A 14,196-nucleotide genomic window follows, 5' to 3' on the forward strand; every position below is an offset into this window, starting at 1 on the left:
CAACCACCACCGGATTGCCGGCTCTGGTCAACCACTGGGGCCGCGGCGGCTTTCGGCTAGAATCCTCCCGTTTACCCAACCGGAGCCTCCGCATGCCCGCCCTCTCCTATCGCCGCATCCTGCTCAAGCTGTCCGGCGAGGCCCTGATGGGGGACGAGGACTACGGGATCGATCCCAAGGTCATCGGGCGGCTGGCGCGGGAGGTGGTCGAAGCGCAGCAGGCAGGGGCCGAGATCGCGCTGGTGGTCGGGGGCGGCAACATCTTCCGCGGAGCGGGGCTGGCGGCCGGGGGCATGGACCGGGTCACCGGCGACCAGATGGGCATGCTGGCCACGGTGATCAACGCGCTGGCGATGCAGGACGCGCTGGAGAAGGTCGGCGCCAAGGCGCGGGTGATGAGCGCGATCAAGATCAACGACGTCTGCGAGGACTACATCCGCCGCCGCGCCATCCGCCACCTGGAGAAGGGGCGGATCGTGATCTTCGCCGCTGGCACCGGCAATCCGTTCTTCACCACCGACTCGGGCGCGGCGCTACGCGCGATCGAGATCGGCGCCGACCTGCTGCTGAAGGCAACCAAGGTCGACGGCGTCTACGACGCCGACCCCAAGAAGAATCCCGCCGCGACGCGCTTCGAGACCCTCAGCTACGACGAGGTGATCGCCCGCAACCTGCAGGTGATGGACACCGCCGCGTTCGCGCTGTGCCGCGACAGCGAGCTGCCGCTGCGGATCTTCGACATGAGCCAGCCCGGGCAGCTGCTGCGGATCCTCAAGGGCGAGCCGATCGGCACGCTGGTGCAGGGACGCGGCTGAGCTTTCGGGCCCCGGGACCATTCAGCGCCTTCATCCTGCTGGACGCCCTTTCTCTTGGGCACGCGGAATGCGTCTTCCATAGGAGTGCGCCATGCGCGCGAAACCGCGGGCATCGGCGGCATCCGGCGGACGTCGCGCTCGGACCGGCAGGCGCGACAGTCACCGGCATTCGCGGGCAGAGAAATGCCCGCGGTATCGCGCGCATGGCGCGCTCCTACGAAGCGCGGCCGGTGAACCGGTGAAATAGTGTCCGCCCGCCCGCGCATGCCAACATTGGTCCATGCACGGTCACGGCCATCACGATCACGGGCATGGCCACGGGTCGTCGACCCGGGCGTTCGCCGTGGTGACGCTGATCAACCTGGCCTACACCGTGCTGGAGGCCGGCTACGGCTTCGCGATCAATTCCCTCGCCCTGCTCTCCGATGCGCTGCACAACCTGGGCGACGTGCTGGGACTGGCGCTGGCCTGGGGCGCCGCCGCGCTGGCGCAGCGCCCTGCCCGCGGCCGCCTCACCTACGGCTGGGGCCGCGCGACGCTGCTGTCGCCGCTGGCCAATGCGCTGCTGATCGTCGCCTTCTCCGGCGCATTGGTCTGGGAAGCCCTGGGGCGCATCGGCCGGCCACCGGACGTTCCGGCGCTGCCGGTGGTGGTGGTCGCGGCCGTCGGCATCGTGGTCAATCTCGGCGCCGCCTGGCTGCTGCGCGAGGGCCATACCGGGGATCTCAACCGCCGCGGCGCCTATCTGCACCTGCTTGCCGACGCTGCCGTCTCGCTGGCGGCGGTGCTGGCGGGCGTCGGCATGCTGACGCTGGGCTGGGCCTGGCTGGATCCGGCGATCGCGCTGTTGATCGGCGTCGTGATCGCCTGGGGTGCGTTCGGGCTGTTGCGCGACAGCTTCAACGCGGTCATGGATGCGGTGCCCGCGCACGTCGACCCGTCGGAGGTCCGCGCCTTCCTGGAGGCGCTGCCCGGGGTCTCGGCGGTGCACCACCTGCACATCTGGCCGCTGGCGGCCGGTCGCATCGCGCTGACCGCGCACCTGGTGCGCCCTTACGCCGACGACCATGACGCCTTCCTGCGCACGACGCTGCACGAGCTGGATCGGCGCTTCACGATCAACCATGCGACGCTGCAGGTCGAGCACAGCGGTGCCTGCACGCCCGGCCACGCGGGAAATTGAATCGGGAGCCGGGGAAACCCGCGACACCCCACCGTAGGAGCGCCCCATGGGCGCGATGCCGCCGGTGCCGGCAGGATCCGGTGGATGCCGCGATTCCGGACCGGCAGCGCGCCGGTCACCGGAATCCGCGGGCGGTGCGATGCCCGCGGTATCGCGCGCATGGCGCGCTCCTACGAGCGGCGCGTGCGGAGACATCTGCCGGATTTCCAGCGTTCTGCTCCGCGCCCGCTATAATCCCGCGGTTACCGCTAATCGACCGGAGCCGGCGATGCTCAAGGAAATCCAGAACGACGCGCAGACCCGCATGCACAAGAGCATCGAGGCACTGCGCCACGACCTGACCAAGGTCCGCACCGGCCGCGCCTCGACGGCGCTGGTCGAGCACCTGAAGGTCAATTACTACGGCTCCGACATGCCGCTCTCGCAGGTCGCCAGCATCGCCGTCTCCGACGCGCGCTCGCTGACGATCACGCCGTGGGAAAAGCAGATGGTCGGCCCGGTGGAAAAGGCGATCCTGGCCTCCGACCTGGGCCTGACGCCGAACACCGCCGGCACCGTGATCCGCATCAACATCCCGGCGCTGACCGAGGAACGCCGCAAGGAGCTCTCCAAGCACGTCCACCACGAGGGCGAGAACGCCAAGATCGCGATCCGCAACATCCGCCGCGACGCCAACCAGCAGGTCAAGGAACTGCTGAAGGACAAGCAGATCAGCGAGGACGAGGAGCGCCGCAGCGAGGACGAGATCCAGAAGCTGACCGACCAGGCGATCAAGGACGTCGACGAGGTGGTCAAGGCCAAGGAACAGGAACTGATGGCGGTATGAGAGCCGGGATTGGTGATTGGTGATTCGTGATTGGTCAAAAGCCAAAGCCTGAAGGGGCCATTCCATTGCCTGAGACTCCAGATTCGCGGGACCACGCTCTTTCGAATCACGAATCACGAATCGCCAATCACGGCGACGTGCCGCGGCACGTCGCCGTCATCATGGACGGCAACGGGCGCTGGGCCGCACGGCGGAGGCGGCCGCGCATGATCGGCCATCGCGCCGGCGCGCGCGCGGTCAACCTATGCATCGATTTCTGCCTGGAACGCGGCATCGGCGCGCTGACCCTGTTCGCCTTCTCCAGCGAGAACTGGGGCCGGCCCGAGGACGAGGTCGGCGCATTGATGAAGCTGTTCCTCAACGCGCTGGAGCGCGAGGTCGAGGAGCTCGACCGGCGCCGGGTGCGCATCCGCTTCATCGGCGAGCGCGAGCGCTTCGGCCAGGCGATCCGCGAGCGCATGGACGCGGCCGAGGCCCGTACCCGCGGCAACGATCGCCTGCAACTGAACATCGCCGCCAGCTACGGCGGCCGCCAGGACATCACCCGGGCCGCGCGTGCGCTGGCCGAGGACGTCGCCGCCGGCCGGCTGCGTCCCGAGGACATCGACGAGTCCGCGGTCGCCGCGCGCATGGCGCTGGCGGACCTGCCGGCGCCAGACCTGTTCATCCGCACCGGCGGCGACCTGCGCATCAGTAATTTCCTGCTCTGGCAGCTCGCCTACACCGAGCTGTGGTTCACCGAAACCCTGTGGCCCGAACTCGATACCGACGTCCTGCAACGGGCCCTGGCCGATTACGCGGCGCGCGAGCGCCGCTTCGGACTGACCAGCGACCAGGTCGACGTGCCTTCGAATCCAACGACGGACATCCCGCACGCATGACGAAGACCCGCGTACTGGCCTCGCTGATCATGGCCCCGGTGGCGATCGCCGCCGTGCTGCTGTTGTCCACGCCGTGGATCGTGGCGCTGAGCGCGGTGCTGTTCCTGGCCGGCCTGTGGGAATGGTTCCGGCTGGCCGAGATCGAGGACGGCCTGGCCCGCGGCATCCTGCTGCTGGCCAACCTGCTGCTGATGGTGGCGCTGGTCTGGGCTTCGTCCACCGACAGCAGCGGCTCGCTGGTGCTGTTCAAGCTGCTCACCGTCGCCGGCGTGGTCTGGTGGCTGCTGGCCATGCTGTGGCTCCGCCACCCCGGCTTCGCGTCCGATCACGACACCCATGCCCGGGTGATCAAGCTGGCCGCCGCCACCGCCAGCGTGATCCCGGCCTGGTGCGCGCTGGCGCTGATCCACGCCGGTCAGCCCCACGGCCATCGCTGGCTGCTGATCGCGCTGGCGATGATCTGGGCGGCGGACAGCGGCGCCTATTTCGCCGGGCGCCGCTTCGGCCGGCGCAAGCTGGCGCCGACCATCAGCCCCAACAAGACCGTCGAGGGGCTGGCAGGGGGACTGGTCGCGGGCGTCCTGCTGGCGGTGCTGGCGGCACCGCTGGCCGGCGCCGAACTTGTGCAACTGCCGCTGGTCGCGCTGGTTGCGCTGCTGACGATCCTGTTCTCGGTGGTCGGCGACCTGTACGAGAGCCTGCTCAAGCGGCACGTCGGCGCCAAGGACTCCGGCACGATGATTCCCGGCCATGGCGGCCTGCTCGACCGCATCGACAGCGTGCTCGCCGCGCTTCCGGTCTTCGCCCTCGGCCAGATCTGGTTCGGTTTCTGATGGCGAGACCGATGGCTATCCACCGATCGTCGCCGCCGACCGCGTGGTCGCCGGCATGAGCGAACTCCGCACGGTCGCCGTCCTCGGCGCCACCGGTTCGATCGGGACCTCGGCGCTGGACGTGATCGCCCGGCACCCGCAACGGCTGCGCGCCGGGGTGTTGAGCGCCGGCTGCAATGTCGAGGCGCTGATCGCGCTGTGCCGCCTGCACCGTCCCGACCACGCCGTCATCGCCGATGAGCGCCGCTTCGAGGCGCTGCGCGACGGTCTGCGCGCGGCCGGCCTGCCGACGCAGCCCCACGCCGGTGCACGGGCACTGGAGCAGCTGGCCGCCGATGACACCTGCGACACCGTGGTCGCCGCGATCGTCGGCGCCGCCGGCCTCGATTCCACCCTGGCCGCGGCCCGCGCCGGCAAGCGCCTGCTGCTGGCCAACAAGGAATCGCTGGTACTCGCCGGCGAACTGCTCACCGCGGTCGCTCGCGCCGCCGGCGCGGTCGTTATCCCGATCGACAGCGAGCACAACGCGATCTTCCAGTGCCTGCCGAACGGCCGCATCGATGGCGGGGTACGGCGGATCGTGCTGACCGCATCGGGCGGACCGTTCCGCGGCCGCACGCGCGCCGACCTGGCCGATATCACCCCGGCCCAGGCCGTCGCCCACCCGAAATGGTCGATGGGCCCGAAGATCTCCGTCGACTCGGCGACGCTGATGAACAAGGGCCTGGAGGTGATCGAGGCCCACCACCTGTTCGGCCTGCCCGATGCGCGCATCGACGTGCTGGTGCATCCGCAGAGCCTGGTGCACTCCCTGGTCGAGTTCGACGACGGCTCCACGTTGGCGCAGCTGGGCCTGCCGGACATGCGCACCGCGCTGGCGGTGGGCCTGGGCTGGCCGCAGCGGATCGCCTCCGGCGTCGCCGGGCTCGACCTGCTGGCGCACGGCAGCCTCGACTTCGAGCCGCCGGATCCCGACACCTTTCCCTGCCTGCGCCTGGCGCGGCAGGCACTGGTGGCCGGCGGCACCGCCCCGGCCACCCTGAACGCGGCCAATGAGGTCGCGGTTTCAGCCTTCCTTCAGGGCCGGATCGGTTTCCTCGACATTCCCGCCCTGGTCGCGGATACCCTGTCGGCCCTGCCCGCGGCTGCGGCGACCTCGCTGGACGAGCTGCGCGCCGCCGACGCGGCCGCCCGCCGCTTCGCCGGGTCGACCCTGCCCCTCCACGGATCCGCATGAGCCTGCCCGCATGATGACCTTCCTCGGTTCGGTTTGGTGGCTGATCATCAGCCTCGGCGTGCTGGTGACCTTCCACGAGTTCGGGCACTACTGGGTCGCCCGCCGCAACGGAGTCAAGGTGCTGCGCTTTTCGGTGGGCTTCGGCAAGGCGCTGTGGTCGCGTCGCGGCCGCGACGGGACCGAATACGTGCTTGCGGCGCTGCCCCTGGGCGGCTACGTGAAGATGCTGGACGAGCGCGAAGGCGGTCCGGTGCCCCCGGAACAGCTCTCGCAGGCGTTCAACCGCAAGTCGGTCTGGCGGCGGATGGCGATCGTCGCCGCGGGCCCCGCCGCCAACCTGATCCTGTGCGTGGTCCTGCTGTGGGGGATGTTCGTGATCGGCCGGCCCGACTACGCGCCGGTGGTCGGCTATGCCGAGGGCATCGCCGCCGAGGCCGGCCTGCAACGCGACGACGCCATCGAGGCGGTCGGTGAACGCGAAACGCCGACCTGGAACGAGCTGCAGCTCGCGCTGCTGCCGGCGGCGCTGGACCGCAGCGATGTGGGACTGCGCGTGCGCACTGCCGATGGCGACCGCGAACGGCGCACCCTGGCCCTGTCGCAGCTGCCGGCCGAGCTGGACGACAAGCAGCTGTTGTCCGCCATCGGCCTGGCCCCGCGCCATGCGCTGGTGCCGGCCGTGGTGGGCCGCGTGCTGCCGGACAGCGCCGCCTGGGGCGTGCTCGCCGAAGGCGACCGGATCACCGCCGTGGACGGCGTCCGCACCGACACGTTCGACCAGATCGGCCCGTTGATCCAGACCCTGGCCGACAGCGGCGGCAGCGGCATGATCGAGGTGGAGCGCAACGGCGACCGCCTGGCGCTGGAAATCACGCCGCGCTTGACCGAGGATCCGGGGCGCGGTGAGTTCTGGGCGCTCGGCATCCAGCCGCAGCGCGGCGAGCCGCCGCCCCGCGACGCGCTGCAACGCTACGGCCCCGCCGCCGCCGTGCCGGCGGCGCTGCGCGAAACCGCGCATCTCACGGGGCAGCTGTTCGGCATGATCGGCCGTGCCTTCAGCGGCCGGGTGGCGGTCGAGAACACCGTCGCCGGGCCGATCACCATCGCCCGCGCCGCGAATGCATACGCGCAACAGGGCCCCGCGTGGTACCTCACCATCCTCGCGCTGCTGTCGCTGAGCCTGGCAATCCTCAACCTGCTGCCGATCCCGCTCTTGGATGGCGGGCATCTCCTGTATTACCTTATCGAGTTGGTCAAGGGCAGTCCGTTAAGCGAACGTGCCATGGTCGCCGGGCAATATGTGGGGCTGGCACTACTGGCCAGCCTGATGGGGCTGGCGTTCTACAACGACATCCTGCAACTGATGTACCGATGACCGCCCGAACCCCGTCCTCGCGTCCGCGCGACGGCGAGAACCTCCCAAACGGACGCACTAGATGACGCGAATTCCAAGCCGCCGCCTGCTCGCCCTCGCCCTGACCGCGGCCATCGCCGCGCCCGCCTGGGCCCAGACGGACGTAGCACCGCCGCCGCCATCGGGTCCGTCCGCCGCAAGCAGTTTCGTCGTCGGCGACATCCGCGTCGACGGCCTGCAGCGCATCGGCGCCGGTACCGTGTTCACCTACCTGCCGATCGAGCGCGGCGACCGGATCGACCAGTCGCGCGTGGGCGAGGCGATTCGCGCGCTGTACCGCACCGGCTTCTTCGAGGACGTGCAGATCGGCCGTCAGGGCGACATCCTGGTGGTCACGGTCACCGAGCGTCCGGCGATCAATCGGCTCACGTTGACCGGCAACAAGGACATCAAGACCGAGGACCTGATGAAGGGCCTGTCGGAGATCGGCCTGTCCGAGGGCGACACCTTCGACCGCCTGGCCCTGGACCGCGTCACCCAGGAGCTCACCCGGCAGTACAACAACCGCGGCAAGTACAACGTCGAGATCACCCCGACCGTCTCGCGCCTGGACCGCAACCGCGTCGACGTCACCATCGCCGTCGACGAGGGCAAGGCGGCCAAGATCCGCCACATCAACATCGTCGGCAACGAGCTGTACGAGGAAGAGGACGTGAGGGCGGGCTGGGAGTCGGCCGAGAGCAACTGGCTCAGCTGGTACCGCCGCGACGACCAGTATTCGCGCGAGAAGCTCGACGGCGACCGCGAGAAGCTGCAGAACTTCTATCTCGATCGCGGCCACCTCGACTTCAGCGAGGACGGCATCCAGGTCGCGATCAGCCCCGACAAGCGCGACATGTTCATCACCGCCGGCATCAGCGAGGGAGAGATCTACAAGATCTCCAGCGTCGAGATCAGCGGCGATACGATCCTGCCGAAGGAGCAGATCGAGCAGCGCGTGTTCCTGCGCGAGGGCCAGACCTTCTCGCGGGCGCTGCTCGAGCTTAGCTCCGACTCCATCATCGCCACCCTGAGCAACATCGGCTACGCCTTCGCGCAGGTCAACCCGATTCCCGAAGTCGACCGCGAGAACCGCACCGTCGCGATCAACATGCAGGTGGTCCCGGGACCGCGGGTGAACGTGCGCCGCGTCGTGTTCAAGGGCAACACCCGCACCTCCGACGAGGTGCTGCGACGCGAGATGCGCCAGTTCGAGGGCAGCTGGTACTCGCAGGCAGCGGTCGACCGCTCCAAGGTACGGCTGCAGCGGCTGGGTTACTTCGAGTCCGGCAGCGTCAACGTCGAGACCGAGCCGGTGCCCGGCAGCAACGACGAGGTCGATGTCGTCTTCAACGTCACCGAAACCACCTCCGGCAGCTTCGTGTTCGGCCTCGGCTATTCGCAGCTGTCCGGCATCACCACCTCGGTGCAGCTGTCGCAGAACAACTTCCTCGGCAGCGGCAACCGGGTCTCGATCGAAGCCAGCCGCAACAGCTACCTGCAACGCTACGCGTTCTCCTATCTCAACCCGTACTTCACCGACGACGGGCTGTCGCTCGGCTACAACCTGTGGTGGCGCGAGTTCGACAACTCCGACTTCAACACCGCGCAGTACTCCTCGACCAGTGCGGCGAGCCAGGCCGTGCTCGGTATTCCGATCACCGAGCACGACAGCTTCTCGCTGCTGTTCGGCATCGACCGCAACGAGATCTTCACCTTCCGCGGCTCGACGCCGGACTCGATCGTCGACTACATCGACGCCTTCAACCAGCGCACCTTCCATGCCTGGCGCACCGAGGTCGGCTACGCCCGCGACACTCGCAACGACTACCTGCAGCCCACGCGCGGCACCTACCAGCGTGTTTCCGCCGAAATCACCCTGCCCGGCTCGACCGCCGAGTACTACAAGCTCAACTACGAGTTTTCCAAGTATTGGCCGATCAGCCGCGCGCTGGTGCTCAACACCCGCGCCGAGATCGGCTACGGCGACAGCTACGGCAGCGACGTCACCCGCAACGTCTGCTTCAACAATCCCGTCCAGGAAGACCACGACGACGATCCCGAGACGCCGCCGGTCTGGGTTCCGGGCGCGGATCCCTCGGATCCCTGCGACCCGTCCTCCCCGGACTACGTGAAGACGGTGACCGCCAGCGGCCTGCCGTTCTTCGAGAACTTCTATGCCGGTGGTACCCGCTCGGTCCGCGGCTTCCGCGACAACACCCTCGGCCCGCGCGAGGCGGCCGGCAACAGCAGCTTCCTGCAGCCGCTGGGCGGTTCGCTGAAGACGGTGGGTTCGCTGGAGATGTACTTCCCGACCCTGCTCGATTCGCCGGCCGCGCGCGTGTCCGCGTTCGTCGACTTCGGCAACGTCTACAGCGACTTCGATGCATTCGAGGCCAAGGAGCTGCGCATCTCCGCCGGCGTCGCCCTGATGTGGCGGGCGCCGGTGGGCCCGATCTCGATCAGCTATGCCTATCCGCTGAGCAAGCAGGATACGGTGCGGGGCGGCTCGGGCGACCTGATCCGCGAGGGCGACGAGGTCGAACGGCTGCAGTTCACCTTCGGCGGCGCGTTCTGAGGGCGCGCCGGCGATCGGTTCTGCAATGGATCATCGGGATATCACCCTCACCGCCGCCGAGCTGGCGGAACGCCTTGGGCTGCCGCTGCGCGGTGATCCGGGGGTTCACCTGCACGGCGTCGGCAGCCTGACCGGGGCGGGCCCCGGCCAGCTCGCGTTTCTCGCCAACCCGCGCTATCGCGCGCAGCTCGAGGACGCGCGCGCCGGCGCGGTGGTGATGCGCGCCGCAGAAGCGGAAGACTTCCACGGCACCGCGCTGCTGGCGGACGATCCCTATGTCGCCTATGCCAAGGCGGCGGCGCTGTTCGCGCCTCGCCCCGTGGCCACGCCTGGGATCCACGCCAGCGCGGTGGTCGACCCGTCGGCTACGGTGGACGCCGGCGCGCAGATCGGCCCGTTGGCCTGCATCGGCGCGCGCAGCCGCGTCGCCGCGGGTGCGATCGTCGGACCTGGCTGCGTCGTCGGCGAGGACTGCGAGGTCGGCCGCGACTGCGAGCTGGTGGCCAGGGTCACCCTGGTCGCGCGGGTACGCCTCGGCGCGCGGGTGCGGATCCATCCCGGCGCGGTGCTCGGCGCCGACGGCTTCGGCCTGGCGATGGAAGCCGGGCGCTGGATCAACGTGCCGCAGCTGGGCGGCGTCCGCGTCGGCGACGACTGCGAGATCGGTGCCAACACCACCATCGACCGCGGCGCGATCGAGGACACGGTGCTGGAGGAGGACGTGCGCCTCGACAACCTGATCCAGATCGCCCACAACGTCCACATCGGCGCGCATACCGCCATGGCGGGCTGCGTGGGCGTGGCCGGCAGCGCCCGAATCGGACGCTACTGCATGATCGCCGGCGCGGCCGGCATCGCCGGCCACCTCGAGATCTGCGACCGGGTGGTGGTCACCGCGATGAGCATGGTTTCGCAGTCGATCCGCGAACCTGGGGAGTACTCTTCCGCCATGTCGGTGATGAAACAGCGCGAATGGCGCAAGAACGCAGCACGCTTTCGACAACTCGACGCGCTCGCGCGCCGCGTCATTGCCCGCGAGAGGAATGAGGAATGAGTCAGGAACCAACGCTGCCGATCGACATCGCCGGCATCCAGCACCTGCTGCCGCACCGGTATCCGTTCCTGCTGGTCGACCGCGTCGTCGAGTTCGAGCGCGACCGCCGCGTGCTCTGCTACAAGAACGTCTCGGCCAACGAGCAGTTCTTCCAGGGCCATTTCCCGGGCAACCCGGTGATGCCCGGCGTGCTGGTGATCGAAGCGCTGGCGCAGGCCGGAGGCGTCCTCAGCCACCTCAGCAAGGACACGGGCTGCAGCGGTCGCCTGTCGTACCTGGTCAAGGTGGACAAGGCCAGATTCGCGCGCATGGTGGTGCCTGGCGACCGGCTCGACCTGGAGGTCGAAATCAGGCGCTCGATCCGCAACATGACCCTCTACGCCGGCTCGGCGCGCGTCGACGGGCAGGAAGTCGCCTGCGCCGAGATCCTCTGCGCCGAGGTGCAGGCCTGAGATGGCGACCCCCGCTTCGTGCCACGCCACCGCCGTCGTGGAGCCTTCGGCCCGGCTCGGCGAAGGCGTCACGATCGGTGCCTTCAGCCTGATCGGCGCGGACGTCGAGATCGGCGACGGCACCATGATCGGCCCGCACTGCAGCATCACCGGGCCGACCCGGATCGGCCGCGACAACCGCATCCACGGCCATGCCGCGATCGGCGGCGAGCCGCAGGACAAGAAGTTCGGCGGTGAGCGCGTGGAGTTGGTGATCGGCGACCGCAACACGATCCGCGAATTCGTCACCCTCAACCGCGGCACCGGCGAGGGCGGCGGCTGCACCCGCATCGGCGACGACAACTGGCTGCTGGCCTACACCCACGTCGCCCACGACTGCCGCATCGGCAGCCATTGCGTGTTCTCCAACAACGCCACCCTGGCCGGGCATGTCGAGGTCGGCGACCACGTGATCCTCAGCGGCTTCGTCGGCGTCCACCAGTTCTGCCGCATCGGTGCCCACGCCTTCATCGGCATGGGCGCCTTCGTCAACGGCGACGTGCCGCCGTTCGTGATGGTGGCGCAGGAAGGCTACGGCCGTCCGCGCGGGATCAACAGCGAAGGGCTGAAGCGGCGCGGCTTCGACGCTACGCGCACCGCGGCCATCAAGCGCGCCTACCGCGCCCTGTACATGTCCGGCGGCAACCTCGACCAGGCACGGGAACGCCTGGCCGCGCTGGCGCAGGACAGCGACGACGTGCGCGGGATGCTGGAGTTCATCGAGGCGGGCCAGCGCCCGTTGCTGCGCTGACGGGGAGAAGCGAGGAACGAGTGAAGAGATACGAGGCACGCGTGTTCCGGCCCATTCCCGCACCGGCCGGATTCATCAGCTCACTCCTCACTCCTCGTTCCTCGTTTCTCCTCCCCCGTTCCTCTAAGATGGCGCTTCCCGGAACGCGGTGACCGCCGAGCCGTGAACAGCGCATCGAACCCTTCGACGGCAGTGGCGACGCCTCCTTCTCCCGAAACCCCTGCCGCCCGCCCCGGTGCCGGCCCGCGCTTCGTGCTGGTCGCCGGCGAGGCCTCGGGCGACCAGCTCGGCGCCGGCCTGATCCGCGAACTGCGCGAACGCCATCCCGCCGCGATTTTCGCCGGCATCGGCGGCGGCGCCATGCGCCGCGCCGGCCTCGACGCCTGGCACGACGTTTCCGAACTCGCGGTCATGGGGCTGAGCGAAGTGCTTTCGCACCTGCCGCGACTGCTGGCGCTGCGCAATGCGCTGCGCAAACGCATCCTCGCCTGGCGGCCCGACGCCTTCATCGGCATCGACGCGCCGGACTTCAATCTCGGGCTCGAACGCATGCTGCGGCAACACGGCGTGCGCACGGTGCATTACGTCAGCCCCTCGATCTGGGCCTGGAGGCGAGGCCGCGCGCGCAAGATCGGACGCAGCGCCGAACGTGTGCTGTGCCTGTTTCCAATGGAGCCGGCGATCTACGCCGAGTACGGCGTCGACGCCCGCTTCGTCGGCCATCCGCTGGCCGACACGATGCCGCTCGATCCCGACCGTCGTGGCGCGCGCGCCCTGCTCGACCTGCCCCGCAACGGGCCACTGCTGGCGGTGCTGCCGGGTTCGCGGCTGGGAGAGATCGCGAAGCTCGGCGCCATCTTTTTCGAAGCCGCCGCGCAGGTCGCGCGCGAGATTCCCGACCTGCGGATCCTGGTGCCGGCCGCCGACGAACGCTGTCGCCAGGCGCTGCAGACGCTGATCGCCGCATCGCCGCTGCACGCGAGCGCGGTGAAGCTGATCGACAGCCAGGCGCGCCAGGCCATGGTCGCCGCCGATGTCGTGCTGCTCGCCTCCGGGACCGCCACGCTGGAGGCGATGCTGGCCAAGCGGCCGATGGTGGTCGGCTACCGGGTCGCACGCGGCACGCACGCGCTGGTGAAAGGGCTGGGCCTGCTCAAGATCGATCGCTACGCGCTGCCCAACGTGCTTGCGGGCGAGGACCTGGTGCCGGAGCTGATGCAGGACGACTGCACCGCGGAAAACCTCGCCGCCGCGGTGCTCGGCTGGCTGCGCGACCCGGAGGCCGTCGCCGCGCTGGAACCGCGCTTTCGCGCGATCCACACCACCCTGCGCCGCGACGCCTCGGCACGCGCTGCCGACGTGATCGAAACGCTGGTCGCGCGCCCATGAGCACGCTGATCGCCGGTATCGACGAAGCCGGGCGCGGGCCGTTGGCCGGACCGGTGGCGGTGGCCGCGGTGGTGTTCGACCCGGCGCGCCCGCGCATCAACGGCCTCGACGATTCCAAGCAACTGACGGCGGCGCGGCGCGAGGCGCTGTACACGCGCATCGTCGACCGCGCCCTGGCATGGCGGATCGTGTTCATCGAACCGGCCGAGATCGACCGCATCAACATCCTGCAGGCGACGCTGCTCGGCATGCGTCGCGCGCTGGAAGGCGTGCTGGAGACGATGGGCGATCCGCGCGCCTGCCTGGCGCGCATCGACGGCAATTGCCTGCCACAGGACCTGCCCTGCGCGGCCGAGGCGCTGATCGGCGGCGACGGGCGCGAGCGCTCGATCATGGCCGCCTCGATCCTCGCCAAGGTCGCCCGCGATCGCGCGATGCTGGCGCTGCACGCGCGCCATCCCGGATACGGTTTCGACCTGCACAAGGGCTACTCGACGCCGCAGCACCTGGAGGCGCTGCAGCGGCTGGGTCCCTGCCCCGAACACCGCCGCAGCTTCGCGCCGGTGCGCGCGGCCGCGCAGGGTGGCATGTTCGCGGCGACGGCGGACATGCCGAACCTGCTGCCCGACACCGTTGCCGGATGAGCGTCGCCTGCAGGCGATCGCCCGCGGTGATGTCGGTCGCGACGGCATGAGCTCGCCGGGGCACCGCCGCCCTTCCCGCTTGGTCTGCACACCGCGGCACGTCACGATCGCAGTCACGGGC

Annotated in this window: 13 protein-coding genes; all 13 read left to right on the forward strand. The window is 69.4% G+C overall.

Annotated elements, in window-relative coordinates; translation table 11 throughout:
• Positions 1–92: 92 nt before the first annotated feature.
• The 13 genes from pyrH to FXO19_RS04310 all read left to right on the forward strand — a co-directional run bounded on the left by pyrH (position 93) and on the right by FXO19_RS04310 (position 14,075).
• Positions 93–815, forward strand: coding sequence for a UMP kinase (gene pyrH / locus FXO19_RS04250; RefSeq protein WP_149193853.1), 723 nt, complete (start codon positions 93–95; stop codon positions 813–815).
• A 280-nt stretch (positions 816–1,095) separates the two neighbouring features.
• A complete protein-coding gene (locus FXO19_RS04255; protein ID WP_149193854.1) occupies positions 1,096–1,998 on the forward strand; it encodes a cation diffusion facilitator family transporter in 903 nt (300 codons plus the stop codon).
• Positions 1,999–2,266: 268 nt separating this feature from the next.
• Entirely contained in the window at positions 2,267–2,824 is a 558-nt protein-coding gene (gene frr / locus FXO19_RS04260) for a ribosome recycling factor (protein ID WP_149193855.1), read from the forward strand.
• Positions 2,825–2,961: 137 nt separating this feature from the next.
• On the forward strand, positions 2,962–3,705 hold the full coding sequence (gene uppS / locus FXO19_RS04265) for a polyprenyl diphosphate synthase (RefSeq protein ID WP_149193856.1): 744 nt from the start codon (positions 2,962–2,964) through the stop codon (positions 3,703–3,705).
• On the forward strand, positions 3,702–4,538 hold the full coding sequence (locus FXO19_RS04270; protein WP_149193857.1) for a phosphatidate cytidylyltransferase: 837 nt from the start codon (positions 3,702–3,704) through the stop codon (positions 4,536–4,538). The genes uppS and FXO19_RS04270 overlap by 4 nt, the downstream gene beginning before the upstream one ends.
• A gap of 55 nt (positions 4,539–4,593) precedes the next feature.
• Complete coding sequence (dxr, locus tag FXO19_RS04275) at positions 4,594–5,775, forward strand: 1-deoxy-D-xylulose-5-phosphate reductoisomerase (RefSeq protein WP_149193858.1); 1,182 nt, start codon at positions 4,594–4,596, stop codon at positions 5,773–5,775.
• A 10-nt stretch (positions 5,776–5,785) separates the two neighbouring features.
• Positions 5,786–7,150: an RIP metalloprotease RseP gene (gene rseP, locus FXO19_RS04280; protein ID WP_149193859.1), complete on the forward strand. Its 1,365-nt coding sequence runs from the start codon at positions 5,786–5,788 to the stop codon at positions 7,148–7,150.
• 61 nt (positions 7,151–7,211) lie between these two features.
• Positions 7,212–9,746, forward strand: coding sequence for an outer membrane protein assembly factor BamA (bamA, locus tag FXO19_RS04285; RefSeq protein ID WP_149193860.1), 2,535 nt, complete (start codon positions 7,212–7,214; stop codon positions 9,744–9,746).
• A gap of 40 nt (positions 9,747–9,786) precedes the next feature.
• Positions 9,787–10,800 carry a UDP-3-O-(3-hydroxymyristoyl)glucosamine N-acyltransferase gene (gene lpxD / locus FXO19_RS04290; RefSeq protein WP_187775650.1) on the forward strand — a complete coding sequence of 338 codons (1,014 nt, stop codon included), beginning with the start codon at positions 9,787–9,789 and terminating at the stop codon, positions 10,798–10,800.
• On the forward strand, positions 10,797–11,252 hold the full coding sequence (gene fabZ / locus FXO19_RS04295; RefSeq protein WP_149193862.1) for a 3-hydroxyacyl-ACP dehydratase FabZ: 456 nt from the start codon (positions 10,797–10,799) through the stop codon (positions 11,250–11,252). The genes lpxD and fabZ overlap by 4 nt, the downstream gene beginning before the upstream one ends.
• Position 11,253: 1 nt before the next feature.
• Entirely contained in the window at positions 11,254–12,042 is a 789-nt protein-coding gene (gene lpxA / locus FXO19_RS04300) for an acyl-ACP--UDP-N-acetylglucosamine O-acyltransferase (protein WP_149193863.1), read from the forward strand.
• Positions 12,043–12,204: 162 nt separating this feature from the next.
• Entirely contained in the window at positions 12,205–13,431 is a 1,227-nt protein-coding gene (gene lpxB, locus FXO19_RS04305; protein WP_149193864.1) for a lipid-A-disaccharide synthase, read from the forward strand.
• Positions 13,428–14,075: a ribonuclease HII gene (locus FXO19_RS04310; RefSeq protein ID WP_149193865.1), complete on the forward strand. Its 648-nt coding sequence runs from the start codon at positions 13,428–13,430 to the stop codon at positions 14,073–14,075. The genes lpxB and FXO19_RS04310 overlap by 4 nt, the downstream gene beginning before the upstream one ends.
• Positions 14,076–14,196: the final 121 nt, after the last annotated feature.

The sequence above is a fragment of the Luteimonas suaedae genome, assembly GCF_008312895.1.
GTDB classification, from domain to species: Bacteria; Pseudomonadota; Gammaproteobacteria; order Xanthomonadales; family Xanthomonadaceae; genus Luteimonas; species Luteimonas suaedae.